Source organism: Alteromonas ponticola (genome assembly GCF_012911815.1).
In the GTDB taxonomy this organism is placed as follows: domain Bacteria; phylum Pseudomonadota; class Gammaproteobacteria; order Enterobacterales; family Alteromonadaceae; genus Alteromonas; species Alteromonas ponticola.
This window is the reverse complement of the sequence record NZ_JAATNW010000006.1, coordinates 209,989-232,195: the sequence shown is the minus strand read 5'-3', so window position 1 is coordinate 232,195 and position 22,207 is coordinate 209,989. Positions and strand designations below refer to the sequence as shown.

Here is a 22,207-nt window from a genome sequence, read left to right as displayed (position 1 = left end):
CAGAGACCGAACATGGATATAAGAAAGATTAAAAAACTGATTGAGCTGGTTGAAGAATCAGGTATTGCTGAATTGGAAATCACCGAAGGTGAAGAATCGGTGCGCATCCACCGTGGCCCTACTGGTCAACCAATGATGCCACCTCAGTATAATTTTGCTGCGCAAGCGCCGGCACCGGCATTACAGGCACCGGCAGCACCAGCGCCGACAGCAGAACCGAGCGCCCCGGCAGCTCCCTCCGGCCACGTGGTTAAGTCGCCTATGGTCGGTACTTTCTATCGTTCCTCTTCTCCTACCGCTAAACCATTCGTTGAAGTAGGCCAGTCAGTGAACGTAGGCGACACCCTTTGTATCGTTGAAGCGATGAAAATGATGAACCAGATCGAAGCCGACAAAGCGGGTGTGGTTAAAGAGATTCTGGTGGAAAACCAGGACCCGGTTGAATTTGATCAACCAATGTTCGTTATCGAATAAGTGGGTTTGTCATTATGTTAGATAAAGTGCTCATAGCAAATCGCGGTGAAATAGCATTGCGTATTTTGCGAGCCTGTAAGGAGCTTGGCATCAAAACTGTTGCCGTGCATTCCACTGCAGATCGCAATCTTAAACACGTGTTGTTAGCCGATGAATCCATTTGCATAGGTGGAAACTCGGCTACCGACAGTTACCTTAATATTCCGCGCATTATTGCTGCTGCCGAAGTAACCAATTCAATTGCCATTCATCCTGGATACGGTTTTCTGGCGGAAAATGCAGACTTTGCCGAAGCGGTGGAGAAAAGCGGGTTTATCTTCATCGGTCCTAAAGCAGACACCATCAATTTGATGGGTGATAAAGTGTCAGCCATTAATTCAATGAAAAAAGCAGGTGTGCCCTGCGTACCCGGTTCTGATGGCCCGCTTAATGATGACGAAGATCGTAACAAAAGCATTGCCAAACGCATTGGTTACCCAATCATTGTCAAAGCCGCTGGTGGTGGTGGTGGCCGTGGTATGCGCGTGGTACGCAGCGAGAAGGAATTGGTTCGCGCGATTGAAACCACTAAAGCAGAAGCGGCAGCAGCATTCGGCAACGCCACCGTGTACATGGAAAAATTTCTGGAAAACCCACGCCACGTGGAGATTCAAGTTTTAGCTGACGGTCAGGGTAATGCAATTCATTTGGGCGAGCGTGACTGTTCGATGCAGCGTCGTCACCAAAAAGTAGTGGAAGAAGCCCCTGCGCCTGGTGTGTCTGAACAAATGCGGGCAAAAATTGGTGAGCGCTGTCGCCGCGCCTGTATCGAAATTGGCTATCGTGGTGCCGGTACCTTCGAATTCCTGTATGAGAATGGTGAATTTTATTTCATTGAGATGAACACCCGTATTCAGGTTGAACACCCCGTTACAGAGATGATCACCGGCGTTGACCTGATCAAGGAACAGCTTCGCATTGCCGCTGGTCAACCGCTGTCAATTGACCAATCGCAGATTCAGATCCGCGGTCATGCTGTCGAATGTCGTATCAATGCTGAAGATCCAGATAACTTTGTGCCAAGTCCGGGTAAAATTAATATGTTTCATTCGCCGGGTGGCCTGGGTGTGCGTTGGGATTCGCATATCTACGCAGGCTATTCAGTACCGCCTTTCTACGACTCCATGATTGGCAAGCTGATCACTTATGGCGAGAGCCGTGATGAGGCAATTGCTCGGATGCGCCACGCGCTGGATGAACTGGTAATAGATGGCATAAAAACCAATATACCTCTACAGCGAAGAATTATGGCTGACGAAAACTTCTTTGCGGGTGGAACCAATATCCACTATCTGGAGAAAAAGTTAGGCATCGCCAAATAACCAGACAAGCCCGGTTTATACCGGGCTTTTTATTACCCACTCAAAATGTTTCGGACACTTTCGTCATCCCTCAATCACTTTTCCATTTTAAGCCGTACAAAAAAAGGCTCGTCGGGGGGACGAGCCAAAATTGCAAGAACGCGTACGCACCTTCAACAGTGCAATTTTTTATACGTTCACTGGTGCCACCAGTTCTGTTCATTAAATTAAATTTATGTAATCTACATTTTTAGGGAGAGCAAAATGGGATCGTTCACTCGCCGACAATTTCTAGCGTCAATAATGGCAGGGTTGGCAGTAACCCAATCCGGATTTTTGAGCGCTAACGCCGTTAAACCGACCCGAAAACTAGGAGTGGCGTTATTAGGTTTAGGGAGTTATAGCAAAGGGTTGTTAGCGCCCGCTCTACAACACACGAAATTTTGTGAACTGCGCGGCATCATCACCGGCAGTCCGGAAAAAATTCCCCAGTGGCAGAAACAATATAATATCGCCGATGAAAACGTTTATTCCTATGAGAGCTTGCCAGACATTGCAAATAATCCTGACATTGACATTGTTTATGTAGTGACGCCAACCGGCTTACATAAGAAGTTTTCGGTAATGGCAGCCCAAGCCGGTAAACATGTATGGTGTGAAAAACCAATGGCAATGGATGAAGGTGAATGCCAGGCCATCATCGATACGTGCAATAAAAATAAGGTAAAGCTGGCGATTGGATACCGCATGCAGCATGAGCCCAATACCCGGCGACTGGCTGCATTACATAAAACCATGCCGTTCGGCCCGTTTAGCCAGATTGAGAGTTTTGCCGGTTACGCAGGTAGCGGGCGTCCCGCGGATAACTGGCGCATGCAAAAGGAAATGGGTGGCGGTGCCCTGTATGATATGGGGGTGTATCCTTTAAACGGCGCCCGTTTCATAACCGGCATGGAGCCTATTAGAGTCAGTGGCCGCTATGAAAAATCACACCCGGAGACATTCACTGAAGTTGACGAAACGACCTATTTTGATTTGGAGTTCAACAATGGATTGGTCGCTAACTGTGGCACCAGTGTGGTGAAATCGTTTAATCGCCTGGAGGTACAATGTGAGCGCGGACACTACTCGCTGCAACCGATGCAGTCGTATTCCGGCGTAACCGGAACAATCAGTGATGGCACGGTACTTTCCCCCATTTCCGGAATGCAGCAAACGTTACAAATGGATAATGACGCCCTTGCGATCCTTGGCCAAGGTCCTACGCTGGTATCTGGTGAAGAGGGATTAAAGGATATTCGTATTATCGAAGCAATTTTCCGCTCAGCAAAAACAGGGCAAGGGGTTGTGATCTAAGCGACCTGCTGAGATTGTAACAATCAGTCACGCTGTCTAATAAAGTAAATAATAATGTCGGAACATGTCAAGTTGGTCATAGGACAGCTCCCCCTCTATAAGCTGCCCATCACAATTCTACTTGCAACCTCAATGATTTTTATGGCGGAACGCGAGCAGGCGTCTATCGCGTCAGTAGTGACGAAAAGCAACATTAAGTTGTCGGTCACTGAACTTAAAAAAACATTGCACACGAAGCTGCAGTCATTTTTAACCGAGTACGCATTAGCCAGGCTCGACGTGTCAGCAGATGAAATGATTGACGACATTTTTCATCGCATCCAGCGATTGATTGAAAACAACCGCTTTTATCAATCCGCCGCCAGCCAACTCTCTACGCAAGAATCCAGCCTGCTGGCCAATGGTATGTTGCCGATGGACTGGAAACGCCAACTCATGGCCTATCTGCTTCCAGCATTTACCATGGACAAACGCATGTCCTGAACACACCGAACGCGTTAACTATCAGGTGTGGCGCTAAGGCGCTCATCTAATATCATTTTTAATAATTCCGCCGCTGCTTTCGCATCAGATAGTGCTCTGTGGTGACGTTCCATTTTAATATCGAACGTTCGCGTCAGCGCAGCAAGAGAATACGAATTGAGTCCGGGTTTGACCTTGCGCATCTCTCTGACAGTACACAATTTCGGACGCTTAAATGACTTCTCCAGCCGCGCAAATTCTTGTCTGATAAAGCCATAATCAAAATTTACATTGTGTGCGACAAACACACAATCCTGCGTGAATTCATCAACTTCCTCTGCGAGCTGGGCAAATAAAGGCGCATCAGCGACCATCTCGTTACTGATGCCAGTAAGTGCGGTGATTGCTGAGGGAATCCGTCGCTGCGGATTCAGCAGGCTTTGCCAGCGAGCAACTTCCTGACCATTCACCAGTTTTACCATGCCAATTTCGGTTATCCGGTGGTAGTCGGCTTTACCGCCAGTGGTTTCAATATCTACCACCACGTAAGGCTGCTGTGGATCAAAATACCATTCAACGGTACTGATATGCACGGTGAAACCCGCCTGTTGCAGGCGCTGAATTGAAACCAACTGATTTCGCCTGAGTTGATCGCCGGGGGCTTTAACTTCTTCAAAAAGCAGTTTTCCATCATCAATTACCATGATATCGGGAAAACCATCTTGCAGGCTGTGAAAATCCTGCGCCATCATACGTAGAAAGCTGACCAATTCGGTAACTTCGCAATGTTCGAGCAGGGCATTGATCGGATCGAGCAGTCTGCGCGACCAGATAAACAGCGCATTTGCCTGCCCGTATCGGCTACTCGCGATGGATAGAATGTGTTTTTTTAACTCTTCGACTGAATTCAGTCGCTCCAAAATTGCCTCAATATGCTGTGCATAACGGGTATAAAAAGTATTTTCCTTCAGACAAACAGGACGACGGTCAAACTCGTTTACAAACTCATCCTGTTCAAACAGTATCGGCCAGAAAATAAGCCCAAAAATACTACGCCACAGTTGGTTTTCAGTACGGTAAGCCTGGATAGCCTGCCGCTTGTAGTGTGCCAAAACGCCTGCTTCAACGCTTGCATTTTGACTGATGTCCAGCTTGAGTGTGCGAGTGGCGTTACGCAACATGTCAGTCAACGCGCTGGTGCGTTTTTTATGAAATTTTCGCGCTAAAAAATCTTCAGCAAAACTGAGTAACGTATCAGATGGCGGTGTATCAATAAGAAGATCTAACTCGGCTTTGACCGACTCCTTATGTTCCTGCTTATAGGCTTCACGTATCCATTTTTCCTTTGCTCTGTCGCCTGGCGTATGCGCAAGCACCTGTAAGCCCGCGTGAGGATCAATGTCTAACAATTGTTGCCCCAGGGCAAACTGATACTTTTCCTGCCACTGTACTGCCAAAGGTGACTGCGCGGTGGTGTCTGCCCAGACAGGCGCGGATTTTAATTGGTCGGGTTGCCAAAAAGGCAACTGCTCCAACTGCATGGCATAATAAAAGGCCGCTTTCGCGTCGTCCTTATCATGAAAACGCAACTGTTCTGACGGCCCATCATCACGGGTTCGCATTACCCCTAAATCGCGCAAAGAAAATTGATTCAAGCGCCCTTTCGAATGGCCAAAATAAACGAACAGTAAATACCGAAAGGTGTGCTCGAAATTTCTAACCAGAAAATGTGCATGGGGAAATTGCGCCGGCCAACCATGTTCTGCGACCTGTTGCATTAATAACTGACTGAGCTCCGGCTTTTTCAGTGAAGAAGATACAGAAGATTGAGAGAGTTGGGTGAGCAGTGCTGACAAATCACTTTTGGTCATCACCGCAGCCACATCATGCGCGTTCGCGTCCGATAAGTCGCTAAACCATTGCATTTCGATTAATTCATCAAGACGTGATTGCGGCGTGTTAATTTCGTCGTAATTAAAATGCTGGCGATTGATAACTGCATATTTTCTATTTGCAGCACGCGCGATAATGCATTGCTGATCATGCGTCAATTGCGCAAACTCTTCCATGAAACGGTGTTCTGGCTCACCTAACAACGCTTTATTGACGCCGTCAAAAAAACCAAGAAATTCATGAAAATGTGTGAGGTAGTAAAAAGTGGGAAGAGTTTTACGCATGAGCCTTAAACCTGACTATAGTCCAGCGCATTGTATATTTATACAGGGTAAAATTTCAAGTCGCTCAAATATAGTGGTTGCTGGCCGAGTTTAAAATGCCAGTAAGTTCATTAATGGCTACCTCAATCAATGCAGAAAGTTATGCTGATACTGACTTGCTTCAGAACCTAACCCTTTGCCACTGCTGCAGCGCGATATGACGACTCCGATCAAAAAAAGATCACAAAAGATCCAATAAAGTTTTTCTAACACAATGTTAAAAAAAATTTAACAAAAACAGTGGGTAAACGGAATTAGAGTTGGCGTGGGTTAATTGAAACAGCTGAAGACGCCTAAATCCTTGAAAACTATCGCTTGTACGACAACAGATTTCTGTGGTTACATAGAGAAGACTAGATGTTAGAAAAAGTCAAGGAAGTACATAACTTATTTCCGGCAGATAGTCGCAGCTCCCCTAGGATAATAAAATTAAAAGGTATTATAAAATGATAAAAAGAGTCCTATTTCTTGCAGCCATCTCCTCTCTATCAGGTTCAGTTTATGCCGCTTCACAGGTTTTTCAAGCCTCTGTGGATGCGATGCAGGACGCGACCATTACGGAAACCACGCCACTTCATTTTGGTTCTATCAACCCCACTGCAACTTCTGTTTGTACCATGACAAATACCGGTACGGTATCAGGGGATTGTGATGCCTCGGCAGGGAGTATTGCTGCGGGTCTAATCACAATCACCGGCATATCCGAGAATGTGCCATTAAATGTTAGCGTATCCGGTGGCACGTCAACGGAACTGTCTTTTGTTTCGACTTATGACATCAATAATGCATCCGCAAGCCACGAATCTATTGCTGACAGTACTGTCACGGCTGTGACTACAACCGCGATTGATCTCACCATTGACGTTTATGGTGCAGTTACGGTCGGTTCTACACTAACTGCCGGCACCTCATATACGGTTCCTTATACTGTGGATGTGACGTTCCAATAAGTGGTAATTTGAAGCGCCCTTACGCGGGCGCTTGTTTCTTTCGGTATATTTATGTTGTTTTCAGGTGGCATTATGCTTGTGGCTACGCGTGTTCTGATTCTTTTTCTCATCCTTTTCCCTTTCGTGGCAAGCGCCAACATCACCTTGTCTAAGTACCGCCTCTATTTTGATAGTAATGACCGCGCTGAAGCGTTGCAGTTAAGAAATGTCGGCTCAGCAGATGCCCAATTCACTGCAGAATTGACGCTTTCTGCCATGACCGAAGAAGGAGAGGTTTACAGCGTATTTGAACTCGACAACGCTGCCACTCCCTTAATTCGTTACTCACCAAAACGTGGAACTATTGCACCCGGACAGCGACAAGCACTCCGGTTTGCTCTGCGCAAACCCGCTGGGCTTGCAGACGGGGAATACCGTGCGGTACTAAAATTAACCTCTTCAGTTCCCACTAGCGGCACGGGGGCAGTAACCTTAAGCAGTAAGCTTGCCTATAGTATCCCTATAGTAGTTCGTCATGGCAGACTCAACGCAACCACTTCGTTAACCAACCCGCAAATTGTCATGTCGCAAGGAACACCGCATATTCAACTGTGGCAGACGCGGCAAGGTAACCGTTCTCTGTTTGGCAATTTCACCGTCAGTGATGATAAAGGCAATGAAGTGGGGGTTTTAAACGGTGTGGCGACTTATCTCCCCCTGGAAAAGCGTAAAGTGCTTATCCCATTAAATTCGGATTATCGTGGTCCGGTTACCATTACCTTTACCGAAAACGAAAATTACGGCGGTAATGCAAATGCAACGCTGGATTATGTGATCAACTAACGGTTGCAGATGTTCCGCCAAGTTGGGTTAGCACTGGTATGGCTGGGTTGCTTTGTTTCACACGCCAGCGCCTGTGAACTGGACAATAGCTATCAGGCACTCGCTTTTTCTGACGAGAATTTGCTCATTAGTGTTCTTCGCGTTAACGGCAGACCGGTTAATGACGCGTTTGATGTGTATGAGATAGAGGGTCATTTACTGGTCCCCGTATCGCTGTTCGCTGGCAGCCTCGATCTAGATTGGCAAATTGACCTCAATAAGGCGCTAATTTATTCTGCATACGATAGCGAATCGCTATGCGAGTTTTCCATTAAGCTCAATAACTTAGCAGCCAGCGACGGCTTTGCATGGGCATCTGATCCCTTTGACCTCTATATTGACATCAGGCTGGCAGCTGCGTTGCTTGAGGGTAACATCGGATTTGATAACAATCTTTTGCAACTTTCTGTAACCAGCCCATCATTGGGTTACCCGACTTCCGCGCAAACAGTACATGTTCCTAACTTTTCTGCTGGCTCGATAGGTGAACCCGATCGACATGTTGCCGACGAATACCGAATGTACACCGTTCCGCTGGTAAATTACCGACTCACCGCATCAACGGGAGAAGATATAGACGAGCGATATACCGGTAACCTTAATGCTAATTTTGACCTGCTGGGGCATGCGACCGAGTACCGGGTATCGACAGATGGTGATCGTACCCAGCAGTATTTAAATTTCTCCCGCTACCTCCCCACTACCAATGAGCGTTGGCTGGATAGAGGAATAAGCTATACAGTAGGCGACGTACAATTGCAGCGGGACGAACTGATTAATTCTACCCGGCAAAGTCTTGGCGCAGTACTATATACGGGTAATGAGTTACTTAGAAACTCGTTTTCTGCCACCACCATAGATGCATTAGTGCTACCGGGGTGGAGAGTACAGTTGTTCCGCAATGGTCAATTTGTCGAAGAGCGCTTCAGTGAAAACGATAATCGAGTCGTTTTTGAAAATGTCGAAACCTATTATGGGGAAAACTTTTTTGAGCTAAAACTGTATGGCCCTGAGGGACAGCAGGAAATTCAAACCCGCACAGTTAATGTGGGCCGTGATCAAATCGCGCCGGGCAAATTCGATTTCCTAATGGCAATGACGGACAATGCCCATCGCCTGCTGGACGGTGAAATCAGCAGCGATAGAGATCAATCAGCCACGCTTCGAACGGCTTTTGGAATAACCGACGCCACGTCAATTTTCAGTAGCTTTCAGCAATTACTATCAGAACAGGATACTCAGTCGTATTTGACCATGGGCATGCACAGCCAGATCAATGGTTCGTTATTGCGATTCGAATTCAGCGACCAGCACTCTGCAGGTTATGGCTCGTTTCTGGGCTGGACGGGTCGAATTCAGGACGACACGCGATTTAATCTTACTGGCCGTTTTTTTAACGATTTTTCCAGTGATCTGTATGCTGAAGAATTAGCCATAGAAAGAGAGCTGTCGCTGCGGTTCAATGGCAGGCTGGATTGGTTTGATTATATGGGCTGGGGTGTGAGTGCCACCCATCGCAAATATGCAACACAAGACGATATCAGTTCACTATCGCTGAATGTGAACCGCAATGTGCTAGGGGGAACGTTCTCCAGCAGCCTGACATACACAGAAAGTGGTACCGACTCCCTCAGCACTCAGGTTTACTACGCCAAGCAGCTGGGCGACTGGCAACTGGCCACGTCATTTCAGCTTACCCCTTCTGACGACATGCGGTTGGACGACGCGTACCTGTCATTGCGGTGGCCACAAACGGTCACCCAATATCGCGAAACGCGCTTGCACTATAGTGAAACCCAACCTGCTAAGCTTACTCTTCGGCATCAGCATAACTGGCGCTTACAGCCTGTTAACCTGAGCCTGGCAGGCACGGTAAGTGACAATGGTGATTGGGCGGTAAACTTGTCTGTGACCGGCGATTTCAGTTACAACACCGCGCAAAACACATTTGATTTTTACCACTCAACAGGCGGCAGAGCGGCGCGCATCGATGCCATGGCATTTCTGGACGAAAATCGTAACAATGTTTTTGATGGTCAGGATTATGGTTTGGCTGGCGTAGGTCTCACGGGTAATACACGATGGCGAGGTATTCGAACAAATGAACATGGCCAGCTTGGCGTAATTTCCAGCCAGTCTCGTCAAATCATTGGCATTGACCCTGCCACCTTACCCGACCCGTTTATGCAACCCGTCGATAATGCCGTCGAAGTGGAAACTCACCCTGGCTCGGCAACCTCGGTGCATCTGCCGGTAGTGACATTTAACGATATCGATGGCTCAGTTTATCTGGTTAAGGGAAATGCCAGCCGTGGTGCTAGTAAGGTAACCGTCTACCTTCTTAACGATAACGAAGTTATCGATACTACGGAAACCGAGCCTGACGGCTATTTCTATTTTTCGAACGTCCCCCCTGGGGACTATCAGTTAGCTATAGATGAAAATTTTCTCAACAACCGTCAGCTAACTGTACTTAATCTGCCTGAGTCAATTACCGCCTCAGCCAGTGGGGATGCGATAGCGCTTCCTGATATCCGGCTTGTTGCCGCCAGTAATCCAGATGAAACCCAGATGGCCAATAATTTGGATGTCGACAGCACGCCCAAGGTTAGTAGTAGACCTTCCCAGCGCTACCAGATTCAGGTAGGGATCTTCCGTCTTCCCCGTTCAATCTTTGAAGTATTGAAAGAGTTATCGTGGGTGCCCGCTCAATTAACCACTTTTCGTAATCACGCCAGGGCGTTAACTTACGTGACTATAGGCGACTACGCATCGATGGATAGCGCCCTACAGGCATTAGCCGGATTGAGGAATAAACCCGCTTTCTCTGAGGCATTTGTGCGTCCCACATCTTATTTCAGCGGAACCGACTGGAGCAAAGAAGCCGTTTTCGATGACGTGATTAACCAGGTAAATGCGTCGCACTCGCTGGTGTCATCGGCCTCTGCTTCCGCGCGATACTGTCAACTTGCTTCCTACCGCGCACTCACATCAATTAATCCCAGCATCATTAGACAACATCCACAGCTGGTATTGATTCGCCAGTTAGTGAATAATCGCGCCTTTTACACCCTGTTAGCATCAGCTGCCAATGATGCTGAAGGCTGTTCTGATAACTTCCTGGATCATCAGTATCGACAATCACCATTTATTGTCTCGGCAGATAAATTACAAAAGCGCTTGCTTCCGGTTGTGCCTGATGAATTGATGACAGATGTTGAGCCCCCAACCAATCTGTAACACGATGGCAGCGGCTGTTAACTTTCTCGCTAACATTGTGCTAAAGCTGATTTACCTGAACGCTAAAGTCCGCTGAGTAAGTTGCCCCTGCGGCAAGGTTTGAGCGGAGGATGACGACGCCATACACATCAATAATTAAGTCGCCCCCATTGCCATTTGTTTCTACGATACCAGGCTGCCCGTCACTTAATGTAGTAGTTCCACGACTGCCGCCGCTTACCCGCACAGTCGGCGCAAATGACAACATAGGGTTGCTCAAACCATTAACCACCACTTCTACCTGAGCATCACGAGGAAGATCGGTGACTGTTACCTGTCCAAGCATGATATTGTCATCTACCACATTACAATCGCCTGAGACCTCCCCTGCTGCAGTCATTACACAACTAAACCCAACCTGGCCGGATATTGAGCCAAAGTGCAACGGAACCGTTTGAATAAGCGTAATGGGGTGGGCCTGAAAGCTTAGAAAAGTTAAGGCTGCAAACAGAAAGCTTTTCGATAGTGAGGACATTTTAGTTAGTATTATTTAGTTCGCTATCCCTGGGAACAAAAAGCGTATAATATTTGTGCTGATTTGCCAACACTTTCAGATATTTATCAATTCCTGAATTTTTTCTTCCTTTGCTTTTGTCTATCTACAAATACTAACCCGTTGGCGGGATTACAAAAAATTTCATGCGTGCGCGATATCTGACATCGGTATTTCAAGATTAAGAATGAATGTTAGAGTTTCCTTTTACATTAATTTTCTGCTTGGCGACCCAGGCGAAATGAACGGCTAGAAGCTCATCGGCAAGAATAGCAGCAAGGGAATTTAACCGCTTCGCCAATTCCATTTCAGAGTAAAATTTATGAATACCATTGTGGCATTGACGACAGATCATGATGCCCTCATCAAACTCCTCTTTTTTATTTTTGCGAAAAAATGTTCGTCGATGCATCTTCTTAGGAATAAGGTGATGGAAGGTAAGATAGGCCCTGCGATGACAGCAAGGACACACACCTACTTTATTTTGCGTTTGCATAGTCAGCGGATCTGCCTCTGTGTTCGTTACGTATTCAGACAAAAGACAATAAGAGGATAGCATATGAGCTTAACCCGACCGATGTCGTTTTCATGTCCCTACTGTATGGCACCCAACGATGTTGAAGTTGATGAAATGAACGATATAGGACAAACTCAGGTTTTGGATTGTCAGGTGTGTTGCCAGCCAATCGAATTGTCTATTTTCGCAGATGGTGATACGCTTAGCTTAAGTGCTGAACGGGAAAACCCGTAAGTAGAAACCTGCCAAGGGCAGGTTTTTCTGTTTTAGGCAGGGCATAAAAGAGAATCATTTTCGTTTCTCTTACGAGGCAGGAAAAATGGCAGGATACAATCGCAGAGATTTTTTGAAAGTTTCAGGTAAATCCCTTATCGGCCTTACTTTAGGTGGCGTAGCATTACGCGCGTTTGCACAGGAGCAATTGCAAGCTAGTGACCCCACCGCTGAAGCATTGAAATATACCCCAAAATCCCCCGAAGCCAGCGCGAACTGCGGTAATTGCATGTATATTCAGGGAAAAGAAGGCGAACAGCATCGCCCTTGTGCCATTTTTCCTGGCAAACTGGTCAATGTTAACGGCTGGTGTACTGCCTGGGTAAAACGCCCCGGATAAGTCACTGACATTCTGCCGCATCACGGTGAAGTTCATCTTGTAACTATTTGTGCCATGGGGCATCTTCTGGCATGTTAGGTGTAAATTCAACTTTTTACGCCTGACATGAAAAATATAACCGCCAATTCACTTCTCTTACTATTGTCTTTGTGCACATTGGTACCGCCGGCGTTTGCTAAAGAAAAAAATACGCCCGCGTCCGTTCCAGAGCCAATGGTGACGACCACCGAGCATAAAGCCAGCTTAAATGGTAACCGGGTCAACTATCGTGTTACCGCGGGCGAAACTCATCTCAAAGATGACAAAGGCAACCCTGCCGCCAGTATTTTTAGCATTGCTTACACGCGCACTGATGTAAAAAATAATAGTGAACGTCCACTCATGTTTGTTTTCAATGGGGGCCCGGGTTCTTCAAGTGTGTGGATGCATCTGGGCGTGTTTGGACCAAAACGCGTGGTGTTACCCAGTGATGCGGAACGGGTAGGCGCCCCCCCTTATCCGATTGAGACCAACCCATTGAGCCTATTAGACGTGGCCGATTTAGTGTTTATAGATCCGGTGGGCACCGGCTATTCAAAGCCATTGGGCGATAAAGAAGGCAAAGATTTTTGGGGCGTCAAGCAGGATGCAGAAATTTTGTCAGAATTCGTGCGGGTTTATATTACCCGCAACAAACGTTGGAATTCGCCTAAATACCTAGCCGGTGAAAGTTACGGTACCACCCGCGCTGCGGCAATGGTGAAAGAACTACAGGAAGGTTGGGGCAGTATCGATTTAAACGGGGTATTACTGATTTCGTCGATTCTGGATTTTCAAACCGGCGACTTCACTGCAGGTAATGATTTACCTTATATGACTTTTTTACCCACGTACGCGGCAACCGCCTGGTACCATAATGCACTTCCAGATAAGTCACAGTATCAAGATCTCGAAAGCTTCCTTGATGAAGTCCGTGACTTCGCGTTGACTGACTACGCCAGCGTATTGCTAAAAGGCGATTTAGCACAACCCGCGCAGATTGAAAATGTGGTGAATAAACTGCATCAGTACACTGGGCTATCCAAGCGCTATATTGAGCAGACCGACCTGCGCATCAATGAATTTCGTTTTATGAAAGAATTGTTACGCGATAAAGGTAAAGTGGTGGGCCGACTGGATAGTCGTTATTTAGGTGAAGATGAAAGCCAGGTGAGTGATAGTTTTGAAGCTGACCCTTCCTCATACGCCATCGACGGTGCTTACACCGCCGCGCTGCAACACTACATGGCGACTGACCTGCAGATTGACCGCGATGATCCATACCATATCCTTTCCGGTGACGTATTTCGTAACTGGGATTGGATTTACGGGGCTGGTGCGCGAAGTCAGGGCTTTTTAGCCATGACCCCAAATCTATCCCGCGCTATGCGTCAGAACAAAGATTTCAGAGTGTTTGTTGCCAATGGCTACTACGACCTGGCCACCCCGTTTTTCGCCACTGAGTACTCGATGAATCACCACGGCATGGATACCTCACGGGTGACCATGAAGTATTATGAAGCCGGGCATATGATGTATATCCACCATCCATCACTGGAGCAACTGGTGAAGGATATTCGTGCGTTTATGACAAACAAATAAGCGTTCGACTAAATAGTAAAAAGGAGGCTAAATTCACGATGTCCTCCTGCTCTCTACAAAACCGGTGTAAATATTAGCATTGGTCGCGCGCGTTAGTAGTCAATGCAACGTGCGCATCAACCCTTCGGCACTCGCACACTAAATGCATTAATTTCGTACGTCACGCCCGATTGCAAAGCGCGTTCAGCGCTTTGCAAATCCTGACTGAAATGGGCGGCTTTTTCCGCACTTCGTTCAACCCGAACCAATTCGCCATTCAGGGTTACCGTTTTTCCGCTACTGTCAGTAGGAATAAAAAAGCTGTAGTCGTTGAACGCCACCCGCATACGATGCTCTCCGTCACTGGCGATAAAAAAACAGCCTTTTTTCTGACACACTTTGGCAATGGGAACACGCAGCAAAAACCTCGATTGCACATAATCTGCGGGGGTTTGAGCGAGCTGCGCTAAGGTGGCATTGTGTACACTCGTATCTAATGGAATGCCAAATGTCTCGGAGTGGACATCTTCCGTCACGGGCTCTGACAACCTGATGGTTTCTGCATTGGCGAGCCCAACACTGAATAGCCACATCAGTGCGAATCGCATTTTTACGCTACTATTGCTGGCTGGTTTGTTCATTCTCATCTGCTTTTATCACGGGCAGCTTCTTTTCCATCGGATGATCGATTCGGTCGAGTAAATCGACAACGTTAAATTTCTCACTTAATGCCTTATAGCGTCCATCGCTAATCATTTCGCCTAAAACCCGGTTAAAGCCTTTTCTTAATTCTGGATCGGGAATAGCAGCCCGATAAAAGGTGACCGGGAATATTTCATGCACATTTGTTGGCATTTGCTGATTTGAGGGTAGCTGGCGTTTGAAATAGTTAAAAATGTTTCTGTCCATCACTGCCACGTCCACACTACCTAAAAGTAACATGGATACCTGACGGCTTTGTTGGGGGGTTTCCAGATAGCCGGTGTGGTGCATGACCGCACGCTCGTATTCAACGCCTAATATTGCTTTCGCGGTTTGAAAGCCAATGACGGTTAAGTTTTTCAGATCAGCCGGCTGATTAATAGTGACATTTCGACTTGCCAATGTCACCGCAACATTCTGATATGCAACGTAAATTTCACTGAGAATTTCCCGACTAACCTTGTGTCTGTGATTCATTGTCAGGCCAATACCGACACTTTCCTCGCCGACCATACGGGGGATACGCCCCATGGGCACGAAAATAGGCACCATTTCATGACCCAGTTCATTTAAAATGGATTTAGTCAGTTCCACTTCAAAGCCACTGTGCCCGCTGGTGATAATGTAAGGGGGCTTATCCCAACCCGCGGCGACCTCAATTTCACGCGCAAACAGTTCAGCGTTAAACACTGAAAGCAGCAAAAAAATTTTAAATATGAAAAGCTTCAAACAAACAACTCTCTTATAGCGACGCAGACACAAGCCGGGTAAAAGTATACCATTCCATTTATATCTTGCAGTTTGTTAAAATACTAATTGCATTTGCCTAACCGTTAAAAGTGAAAATACCATGCCCTGGCTTCAACTAAAAATCGATTCTACTGCAGAGCAAGCTGAGCAAATCGGCAACATGTTATCGGCCAATGGCGCAAAGGCTGTAACTTTTTTAGATGCAAAAGACACCCCCATGTATGAGCCTAAGCCTGGTGAAGTGATGCTGTGGCCGGATACGCAGGTCGTCGGTTTATTCGATGCCGCCGATGATTTACGTGAAATTATCAATAACTTAAAGAAAGCCAAAGTGTTGGGCGACAACTTCACTTATAAACTGGATCCATTAGAAGATAAAGATTGGGAACGAGAATGGATGGATAACTTTCATCCGATGCAATTTGGCAAGCGGTTATGGATTTGCCCTAGCTGGCGGGAAGTTCCCGATCCGAGTGCAGTGAATGTCATGCTAGATCCGGGTCTGGCGTTTGGTACCGGCACGCACCCCACCACCTCACTGTGTCTGCGCTGGCTCGACAGTATCGATGTACAAGACAAAGTGGTGGTCGACTTTGGCTGTGGTTCCGGCATATTAGCCTTGGCAGCACTGAAACTGGGAGCCAGCAAAGTGATTGGAATTGATATCGATCCTCAGGCGTTGCAAGCCTCCATGGAAAATGCCAGGCGCAATAACGTGGCCGATCGCCTACAGGTTTTTCTGCCAGAACATCAACCAGCATTAAAAGCCGATGTAGTGATGGCCAATATTCTCTCGGGCCCACTCATTGAACTGCAAGACACCATCACTGCATATGCAAAAAAAGGCGGGTTAATTGTTTTGTCCGGTATACTCGCCGAGCAAATCGATAAAATTGAGGCCTCGTACGTAAAAGATATGCGCCTGGAAGAGAGCGTTGTTGATGGAGAGTGGGCGCGGGTATCAGGCGTAAAATCATAGCATTCATTCCAACAGGTAGTTGATAAATTTCACCTTTACTCTACGGCTAGGATATTCATCCTAATATTGCATACGTATGCAAAGCTTTGACGTTGAAATTACAAGGTCTTTGTCAAGGGCCGAACGCAAGATTTTGTGCGATTTTTAGCCTTTCCTTACGTTTCGAAAACGCGTACACTTGGCGCCCCGTTTGGGCAAGTTGTTTAATTTCTGCACAATCGTTGTTTAATATTTACTATGCGAATCGGTCCTTACTCGCTCGACAATAATTTGATGCTCGCGCCTATGGCGGGGGTTACTGACAGACCTTTTCGTCAGCTTTGCAAACGTATGGGTGCGGGGTTGGTGGTGTCTGAGATGTTGTCCAGCAATCCGCGGGTGTGGAATACCGAAAAATCGAAACATCGCATGGATCACAGCGGCGAGACTGGAATTCGCTCTGTGCAGATTGCAGGAGCTGAGCCTGAGTTAATGGCGAATGCTGCTCGTTTAAACGTGGAAAATGGCGCGCAAATCATTGATATCAATATGGGATGCCCTGCCAAGAAGGTTAACAAAAAATTGGCCGGTTCGGCGTTGTTGCAATACCCCGAACAGGTGGAAGCAATCATTTGTGCAGTTGTTGCGGCGGTTGACGTACCTGTGACCCTGAAAATACGGACCGGGTGGGATACCGATAATCGTAACGGTGTACAAATTGCAAAGATTGCGCAAGATAACGGCATACAATCGTTAGCGGTTCATGGCAGAACCCGGGCATGTATGTACAAAGGTGAGGCGGAGTACGACACGATTCGGCAAATTAAACAGGCCGTATCTATCCCCGTTGTAGCAAATGGGGACGTTACCTCACCACATAAAGCACTGGACGTGCTCAGTAAAACAGGTGCAGATGGCTTAATGATTGGCAGAGGCGCTCAGGGTAACCCTTGGATTTTCAGGCAAATTGAACATTTCCTGACCACCGGTGAGAACCTCCCGCCACCGTCGTTGTCTGAACAACACCAGGTACTAAGTGAGCATGTAAACAACGTTCACGGGTTTTATGCCGGCATTGCCGGTGTTCGAATTGCCCGAAAGCACGTTGGCTGGTATTTGGCGGAACATGATACGGATCGACAGTTTCGCAAACAGTTCAATGCTATTGAGGATGCTGATGAGCAACTCAATGTACTTGAACGATATTTTCAATCGCTGCAAGCAAACAATGTTTTTCCTGCAGCATAGTGATGACTAACTAAAGAGCAAGAAAGTATTATGTTCGATCAAAATGTGACTTCACCTTTTACAACAACGGTAACCACTCCTTCTCAGACGCAGGCGCAAAAGCCATTGCGTGATTCGGTTAAGCAAGCTGTAAATAAATACCTGAAGCAATTGGACAACGCCAATATCGATAATTTGTACGATTTAGTACTGGCGGAAGTAGAAGCGCCTTTGCTTGAGGAAGTCATGACTTATACCCGCGGCAATCAAACCCGCGCGGCGATCATGATGGGAATCAACCGCGGTACGCTTCGCAAGAAGTTGAAGCAGTACGGCATGAACTAAGACTGCACGGGCCTGGCCCTAACGAAGAGCACCGATTGGTGCTCTTTTTGTTTCACTCTTAATAATTTAGTTAAATTCTATTATGCACGCACCTAAACCTATAAAACGCGCACTGTTAAGTGTTTCTGATAAAACCGGAATTGTTGAATTTGCTCAGGCACTGCATCAGGCTGGTGTTGAGTTATTGTCCACTGGTGGCACCGCAAAATTGCTTGCCGAGGCCGGTTTACCGGTCATTGAGGTATCTCAATACACTGGACACCCTGAAATAATGGATGGTCGGGTAAAGACCTTGCACCCAAAAGTGCACGGTGGCATTTTAGGCCGCCGTGGTCAGGACGAAACGGTTATGGCCGAAAACGATATCAGCGCTATCGATCTAGTTGCGGTTAATTTGTATCCGTTTGCCGCCACCGTTGCCAAAGAAGATTGTTCATTAGCAGATGCTATCGAAAATATCGATATTGGCGGCCCTACCATGGTGCGTGCAGCGGCAAAAAACCATAACGACGTCACCATCGTGGTTAATGCCAGCGATTATCAACGCGTGGTTGAGGAAATGCAGCAAAACCAGAACTCGGTTTCTTACCCGACGCGGTTTGATTTAGCGATTAAAGCCTTTGAGCACACCGCTGAATATGACGGTATGATCGCCAATTATTTTGGTGCAAAGTTAGAGCAGACCGATTGCGAAGAAGATTTCGACCATCAGCACAGCGAGTTTCCACGCACCTTCAATATGCAGCTGAGCAAAAAGCAGGACTTGCGCTACGGTGAAAACAGCCATCAAAGCGCTGCGTTCTACGTGGAAAATGTCATTCAGGAAGCCTCGGTCGCCACTGCTACACAGTTACAGGGTAAAGAACTGTCGTTCAATAACATTGCTGATACCGATGCCGCATTAGAGTGCGTAAAAGAATTTACCGAAGCGGCCTGTGTCATTGTTAAACACGCCAACCCGTGTGGTGTGGCCATTGGCGAGAACATTCTTGAGGCCTACAATCGCGCCTATAAAACCGACCCCACTTCTGCCTTCGGTGGCATTATTGCGTTTAATCGTGAGCTGGACGAACAAACTGCCAGCGCCATTGTTGAGCGTCAGTTTGTTGAAGTCATTATTGCACCTGCAGTCAGTGAAGCTGCACAAAAAGTGATTTCTACGAAGAAAAACGTGCGTTTATTAAGCTGCGGTGACTGGCACGGTCAACTCACCGATGGTTACGATTTCAAGCGCGTGAACGGTGGTCTGTTGGTGCAGGAGCGCGACTTTGGCATGGTAGAAGCCGATGACTTAACGGTGGTGACAGAGCGTCAACCTTCTGCTGAAGAACTTAAAGATCTGCTGTTTTGCTGGAAAGTGGCCAAGTATGTAAAGTCCAACGCTATTGTTTATTGCAAGGATGGCATGACCATCGGTGTTGGCGCAGGCCAGATGAGTCGTGTCTATTCGGCCAAAATTGCAGGCATTAAAGCGGCAGATGAAAACCTCCAGGTTGCTGGATGTGTAATGGCCTCGGATGCATTCTTTCCCTTCCGTGATGGAATTGATGCCGCGGCAGAAGCGGGCGTTAAAGCCGTGATTCAACCCGGGGGTTCAATGCGCGACGACGAAGTCATCGCCGCAGCTAACGAACATGGTATTGCCATGGTATTCACAGGCATGCGTCACTTCCGCCATTAAATTAAACGTTAATTTGTTGAAATTAATCGCATAAAACGATTCAACTTCGCAAATTTGTGGCTACACTGGTAATACTTTACGCGGCAATAATTTTACTTGTCGCGCTTTTTTCTGCAAATTAACCAAGGAAGTCCTATGAAGCCATTAGTCACGTTACTTTCTGCCGCACTATTGACCCTGGCGACTGCCACGGCAGTAGCCGATCCCATAACAGATGCGGTAGCTAACGAACACCGTGAAATGAAAGACCGTTTGAGAGATGAATACCGCAATCCACAACAGACCCTGCGGTTTTTTGGTATTGAACCTAATATGACCGTGGTTGAGATTTGGCCAGGCGGTGGTTGGTACACCGATATTCTAGCGCCAATGCTTAAAGAAAACGGAAAACTGATTGCTGCGCATTTTCATGTGACCGAAAATTCGCCAAAATATTACAGCCGCTACCTTAACCAATTTAAAGATAAAATTGCCAATCACCCACCGTATGCCGACATTGAATTAACCGCCTTCGACGCTGTGCTAGCCCCTGACCTGGCGAAGCCGGGAAGCGCTGATGCAGTTTTAACCTTCAGAAATGTGCACAACTGGTACATGCAAAAAGGTGAGGAATCACTTAACAAAGCGTTTGCCGCATTTTTTAAAGCATTAAAACCAGGTGGTATACTGGGTGTAGTGGATCATCAATTACCTGAGTCGGCTGACGATGTCACCATGGAAAAGAGTGGCTATATTAAAAAATCGTTGGTAGTCGATGCCGCTGAAGCAGCGGGTTTCACTCTGGCAGCGGAAAGTGATGTTAACGCTAACCCCATGGACACAGCAGATCACCCCCGCGGTGTTTGGTCTTTACCGCCTAGTATGGCAATGGGCGAAGAGAACAAAGATAAATACCTCGCGATTGGTGAGAGCAACCGAATGACCCTGAAATTTGTAAAACCTAAAAACTAACGGAAAGCTTGAATGAACGTACTTGTAATTGGCGGCGGTGGCCGTGAGCATGCATTAGCCTGGAAAGTGGCGCAATCAGAAAACGTTAAGCACGTGTATGTCGCACCGGGTAATGCTGGCACCGCATCGGAAGCAAAACTTCAAAATGTGGAAATCGGAGTAACGGATATTCCTGCTCTGATTAACTTTGCCAAAGACAAGTCCATTCAACTTACGATTGTAGGGCCCGAAGCACCGCTGGTTGAAGGTGTCGTTGACGCATTCAACCAAGCGGGGCTGGCTATTTTCGGCCCCACCCAGGCAGCCGCTCAACTAGAAGGCTCCAAGGCGTTTACCAAAGATTTTCTTGCTCGTCACAAGATCCCCACTGCCGAATATGCCACCTTCACCCAAATCGATGAGGCGTTAGCTTATGTCAGGGAAAAGGGCGCGCCTATCGTAATCAAGGCAGACGGTTTGGCGGCAGGCAAAGGCGTCATTGTGGCAATGAAGTTAACCGATGCCGAGTCTGCTATTCGCGACATGCTTGCCGATAATGTATTTGGTGAAGCTGGCAGCCGGGTGGTTATCGAAGAGTTTCTAGACGGCGAAGAAGCGTCGTTTATCGTGATGGTAGATGGCAAAAATATTCTGCCGTTCGCAACCAGCCAGGATCATAAACGCGCCGCCAATGGTGACAAAGGACCGAATACAGGCGGAATGGGCGCGTATTCTCCTGCCCCCGTGGTCACCGCTGATATTCATCGTCGCATCATGCAGGAAGTGATTGAACCCACGGTTGCGGGTATGGCTGCCGAGGGCAATCCTTACTCGGGCTTCTTGTACGCTGGATTGATGATCATGGCCGATGGTACGCCTAAAGTAATTGAATACAATTGCCGTTTTGGCGATCCAGAAACCCAGCCTATTATGATGCGTCTTAAGTCAGATTTGGCCGAGCTTTGTTTGCTGGCGTGTAAGGAACAGCTGGATCAGGCATCCATCACTTTTGACGAACGCGCGGCTGTAGGGGTGGTTCTTGCCGCAGGCGGTTATCCCGGCAACTACGATAAAGGGTTACCAATCCACGGTCTCGAACAGGCCAGTGGCTTGCAGGGCAAAGTATTTCACGCCGGCACTGCCATCAAGAACAATCAGGTGGTCACCAGTGGTGGCCGCGTATTGTGTGCAACTGCATTGGGGAACAATGTAACTGAAGCGCAGGAAAATGCGTACGAGTTAGTGAACGCCATCAGTTGGCCAGATATGTATTTTCGTACCGACATTGCTCATCGCGCGATTGCTCGCGAGAGCAAAGTTTAATTGTCAGCACTCTCTGCGAAATAAAGGCTACTTGCAGAGAGTGTGCACTTACCAACCAAGACCAAATTTTACTGATATGGGTAGTTGCCAGTGCGTCTATCGGTGCCTTGCCTGTTGCCGACTCGCGACAA

21 protein-coding genes are annotated in these 22,207 nt (G+C 47.3%); 16 read left to right on the top strand and 5 right to left on the bottom strand.

Annotation, left to right across the window (positions count from 1 at the left end; translation table 11 throughout):
* Positions 1–12 precede the first annotated feature (12 nt).
* The 4 genes from accB to HCJ96_RS12335 all read left to right on the top strand — a co-directional run bounded on the left by accB (position 13) and on the right by HCJ96_RS12335 (position 3,653).
* Positions 13–474: an acetyl-CoA carboxylase biotin carboxyl carrier protein gene (accB, locus tag HCJ96_RS12350; RefSeq protein WP_169211373.1), complete on the top strand. Its 462-nt coding sequence runs from the start codon at positions 13–15 to the stop codon at positions 472–474.
* A 14-nt stretch (positions 475–488) separates the two neighbouring features.
* Positions 489–1,835, top strand: a complete 1,347-nt coding sequence (gene accC, locus HCJ96_RS12345; protein WP_169211372.1) for an acetyl-CoA carboxylase biotin carboxylase subunit — start codon at positions 489–491, stop codon at positions 1,833–1,835.
* 243 nt (positions 1,836–2,078) lie between these two features.
* Positions 2,079–3,170 carry a Gfo/Idh/MocA family protein gene (locus HCJ96_RS12340; RefSeq protein WP_169211371.1) on the top strand — a complete coding sequence of 364 codons (1,092 nt, stop codon included), beginning with the start codon at positions 2,079–2,081 and terminating at the stop codon, positions 3,168–3,170.
* Positions 3,171–3,224: 54 nt separating this feature from the next.
* The gene (locus HCJ96_RS12335; RefSeq protein WP_169211370.1) at positions 3,225–3,653 is read left to right on the top strand and encodes a hypothetical protein; all 429 of its coding nucleotides are present in this window, start codon (positions 3,225–3,227) and stop codon (positions 3,651–3,653) included.
* A gap of 14 nt (positions 3,654–3,667) precedes the next feature.
* Here HCJ96_RS12335 and HCJ96_RS12330 read toward each other — a convergent pair whose 3' ends face one another.
* Positions 3,668–5,809, bottom strand: coding sequence for an exonuclease domain-containing protein (locus HCJ96_RS12330; protein ID WP_169211369.1), 2,142 nt, complete (start codon positions 5,807–5,809; stop codon positions 3,668–3,670).
* 485 nt (positions 5,810–6,294) lie between these two features.
* Here HCJ96_RS12330 and HCJ96_RS12325 point away from each other — a divergent pair, with 485 nt between their 5' ends.
* The 3 genes from HCJ96_RS12325 (at position 6,295) to HCJ96_RS12315 (ending at position 10,899) form a co-directional block, all read left to right on the top strand.
* Positions 6,295–6,798 (top strand): hypothetical protein, encoded by a 504-nt coding sequence (locus HCJ96_RS12325; protein ID WP_169211368.1) that lies wholly within the window; start codon positions 6,295–6,297, stop codon positions 6,796–6,798.
* A gap of 72 nt (positions 6,799–6,870) precedes the next feature.
* Entirely contained in the window at positions 6,871–7,620 is a 750-nt protein-coding gene (locus HCJ96_RS12320) for a fimbrial biogenesis chaperone (protein ID WP_169211367.1), read from the top strand.
* 9 nt (positions 7,621–7,629) lie between these two features.
* Positions 7,630–10,899 carry a fimbria/pilus outer membrane usher protein gene (locus HCJ96_RS12315; RefSeq protein WP_169211366.1) on the top strand — a complete coding sequence of 1,090 codons (3,270 nt, stop codon included), beginning with the start codon at positions 7,630–7,632 and terminating at the stop codon, positions 10,897–10,899.
* Positions 10,900–10,939: 40 nt separating this feature from the next.
* Here the strand turns inward: HCJ96_RS12315 and HCJ96_RS12310 are convergent, their stop codons facing one another.
* Both HCJ96_RS12310 and HCJ96_RS12305 read right to left on the bottom strand, forming a co-directional pair.
* Positions 10,940–11,278: a hypothetical protein gene (locus HCJ96_RS12310; protein ID WP_169211365.1), complete on the bottom strand. Its 339-nt coding sequence runs from the start codon at positions 11,276–11,278 to the stop codon at positions 10,940–10,942.
* A gap of 334 nt (positions 11,279–11,612) precedes the next feature.
* Positions 11,613–11,927: an HNH endonuclease gene (locus tag HCJ96_RS12305; protein ID WP_169211364.1), complete on the bottom strand. Its 315-nt coding sequence runs from the start codon at positions 11,925–11,927 to the stop codon at positions 11,613–11,615.
* A gap of 63 nt (positions 11,928–11,990) precedes the next feature.
* Between HCJ96_RS12305 and HCJ96_RS12300 the strand changes: the two genes are divergently transcribed.
* From HCJ96_RS12300 to HCJ96_RS12290, 3 genes are all read left to right on the top strand, one after another.
* Positions 11,991–12,182: a zinc ribbon domain-containing protein gene (locus HCJ96_RS12300; protein ID WP_169211363.1), complete on the top strand. Its 192-nt coding sequence runs from the start codon at positions 11,991–11,993 to the stop codon at positions 12,180–12,182.
* 85 nt (positions 12,183–12,267) lie between these two features.
* Positions 12,268–12,561, top strand: coding sequence for a high-potential iron-sulfur protein (locus HCJ96_RS12295; RefSeq protein WP_169211362.1), 294 nt, complete (start codon positions 12,268–12,270; stop codon positions 12,559–12,561).
* A 105-nt stretch (positions 12,562–12,666) separates the two neighbouring features.
* Positions 12,667–14,181 (top strand): S10 family peptidase, encoded by a 1,515-nt coding sequence (locus HCJ96_RS12290; protein WP_169211361.1) that lies wholly within the window; start codon positions 12,667–12,669, stop codon positions 14,179–14,181.
* A gap of 116 nt (positions 14,182–14,297) precedes the next feature.
* On the opposite strand, the gene HCJ96_RS12285 is transcribed toward HCJ96_RS12290, so the two are convergent.
* Together HCJ96_RS12285 and HCJ96_RS12280 are read right to left on the bottom strand one after the other, a co-directional pair.
* On the bottom strand, positions 14,298–14,801 hold the full coding sequence (locus HCJ96_RS12285; RefSeq protein WP_246261357.1) for a DUF4920 domain-containing protein: 504 nt from the start codon (positions 14,799–14,801) through the stop codon (positions 14,298–14,300).
* Entirely contained in the window at positions 14,779–15,552 is a 774-nt protein-coding gene (locus tag HCJ96_RS12280; protein WP_343034713.1) for a substrate-binding periplasmic protein, read from the bottom strand. Before HCJ96_RS12280 ends, HCJ96_RS12285 begins: the two co-directional genes overlap by 23 nt.
* Before the next feature lie 160 nt (positions 15,553–15,712).
* Here HCJ96_RS12280 and prmA point away from each other — a divergent pair, with 160 nt between their 5' ends.
* The 6 genes from prmA to purD all read left to right on the top strand — a co-directional run bounded on the left by prmA (position 15,713) and on the right by purD (position 22,076).
* The gene (prmA, locus tag HCJ96_RS12275; protein WP_169211359.1) at positions 15,713–16,591 is read left to right on the top strand and encodes a 50S ribosomal protein L11 methyltransferase; all 879 of its coding nucleotides are present in this window, start codon (positions 15,713–15,715) and stop codon (positions 16,589–16,591) included.
* A 237-nt stretch (positions 16,592–16,828) separates the two neighbouring features.
* Positions 16,829–17,818, top strand: coding sequence for a tRNA dihydrouridine synthase DusB (gene dusB, locus HCJ96_RS12270; protein ID WP_169211358.1), 990 nt, complete (start codon positions 16,829–16,831; stop codon positions 17,816–17,818).
* A 30-nt stretch (positions 17,819–17,848) separates the two neighbouring features.
* Positions 17,849–18,142: a DNA-binding transcriptional regulator Fis gene (gene fis / locus HCJ96_RS12265; RefSeq protein ID WP_075607907.1), complete on the top strand. Its 294-nt coding sequence runs from the start codon at positions 17,849–17,851 to the stop codon at positions 18,140–18,142.
* Positions 18,143–18,224: 82 nt separating this feature from the next.
* Complete coding sequence (gene purH, locus HCJ96_RS12260) at positions 18,225–19,823, top strand: bifunctional phosphoribosylaminoimidazolecarboxamide formyltransferase/IMP cyclohydrolase (protein ID WP_169211357.1); 1,599 nt, start codon at positions 18,225–18,227, stop codon at positions 19,821–19,823.
* A 135-nt stretch (positions 19,824–19,958) separates the two neighbouring features.
* Complete coding sequence (locus HCJ96_RS12255) at positions 19,959–20,774, top strand: class I SAM-dependent methyltransferase (RefSeq protein ID WP_169211356.1); 816 nt, start codon at positions 19,959–19,961, stop codon at positions 20,772–20,774.
* A gap of 12 nt (positions 20,775–20,786) precedes the next feature.
* Complete coding sequence (gene purD, locus HCJ96_RS12250; RefSeq protein ID WP_169211355.1) at positions 20,787–22,076, top strand: phosphoribosylamine--glycine ligase; 1,290 nt, start codon at positions 20,787–20,789, stop codon at positions 22,074–22,076.
* Positions 22,077–22,207: the final 131 nt, after the last annotated feature.

Coding starts and splice junctions, on each gene's coding strand:
- HCJ96_RS12255 (WP_169211356.1), top strand. CDS start 19,959: ATGAAGCCATTAGTCACGTTACTTTCTGCCGCACTATTGACCCTGGCG.
- HCJ96_RS12315 (WP_169211366.1), top strand. CDS start 7,630: ATGTTCCGCCAAGTTGGGTTAGCACTGGTATGGCTGGGTTGCTTTGTT.
- dusB (WP_169211358.1), top strand. CDS start 16,829: ATGCGAATCGGTCCTTACTCGCTCGACAATAATTTGATGCTCGCGCCT.
- HCJ96_RS12335 (WP_169211370.1), top strand. CDS start 3,225: ATGTCGGAACATGTCAAGTTGGTCATAGGACAGCTCCCCCTCTATAAG.
- HCJ96_RS12320 (WP_169211367.1), top strand. CDS start 6,871: ATGCTTGTGGCTACGCGTGTTCTGATTCTTTTTCTCATCCTTTTCCCT.
- accC (WP_169211372.1), top strand. CDS start 489: ATGTTAGATAAAGTGCTCATAGCAAATCGCGGTGAAATAGCATTGCGT.
- HCJ96_RS12305 (WP_169211364.1), bottom strand. CDS start 11,927: ATGCAAACGCAAAATAAAGTAGGTGTGTGTCCTTGCTGTCATCGCAGG.
- fis (WP_075607907.1), top strand. CDS start 17,849: ATGTTCGATCAAAATGTGACTTCACCTTTTACAACAACGGTAACCACT.
- HCJ96_RS12310 (WP_169211365.1), bottom strand. CDS start 11,278: ATGACTGCAGCAGGGGAGGTCTCAGGCGATTGTAATGTGGTAGATGAC.
- HCJ96_RS12325 (WP_169211368.1), top strand. CDS start 6,295: ATGATAAAAAGAGTCCTATTTCTTGCAGCCATCTCCTCTCTATCAGGT.
- HCJ96_RS12290 (WP_169211361.1), top strand. CDS start 12,667: ATGAAAAATATAACCGCCAATTCACTTCTCTTACTATTGTCTTTGTGC.
- purH (WP_169211357.1), top strand. CDS start 18,225: ATGCACGCACCTAAACCTATAAAACGCGCACTGTTAAGTGTTTCTGAT.
- accB (WP_169211373.1), top strand. CDS start 13: ATGGATATAAGAAAGATTAAAAAACTGATTGAGCTGGTTGAAGAATCA.
- prmA (WP_169211359.1), top strand. CDS start 15,713: ATGCCCTGGCTTCAACTAAAAATCGATTCTACTGCAGAGCAAGCTGAG.
- HCJ96_RS12300 (WP_169211363.1), top strand. CDS start 11,991: ATGAGCTTAACCCGACCGATGTCGTTTTCATGTCCCTACTGTATGGCA.
- HCJ96_RS12330 (WP_169211369.1), bottom strand. CDS start 5,809: ATGCGTAAAACTCTTCCCACTTTTTACTACCTCACACATTTTCATGAA.
- purD (WP_169211355.1), top strand. CDS start 20,787: ATGAACGTACTTGTAATTGGCGGCGGTGGCCGTGAGCATGCATTAGCC.
- HCJ96_RS12285 (WP_246261357.1), bottom strand. CDS start 14,801: ATGAACAAACCAGCCAGCAATAGTAGCGTAAAAATGCGATTCGCACTG.
- HCJ96_RS12295 (WP_169211362.1), top strand. CDS start 12,268: ATGGCAGGATACAATCGCAGAGATTTTTTGAAAGTTTCAGGTAAATCC.
- HCJ96_RS12340 (WP_169211371.1), top strand. CDS start 2,079: ATGGGATCGTTCACTCGCCGACAATTTCTAGCGTCAATAATGGCAGGG.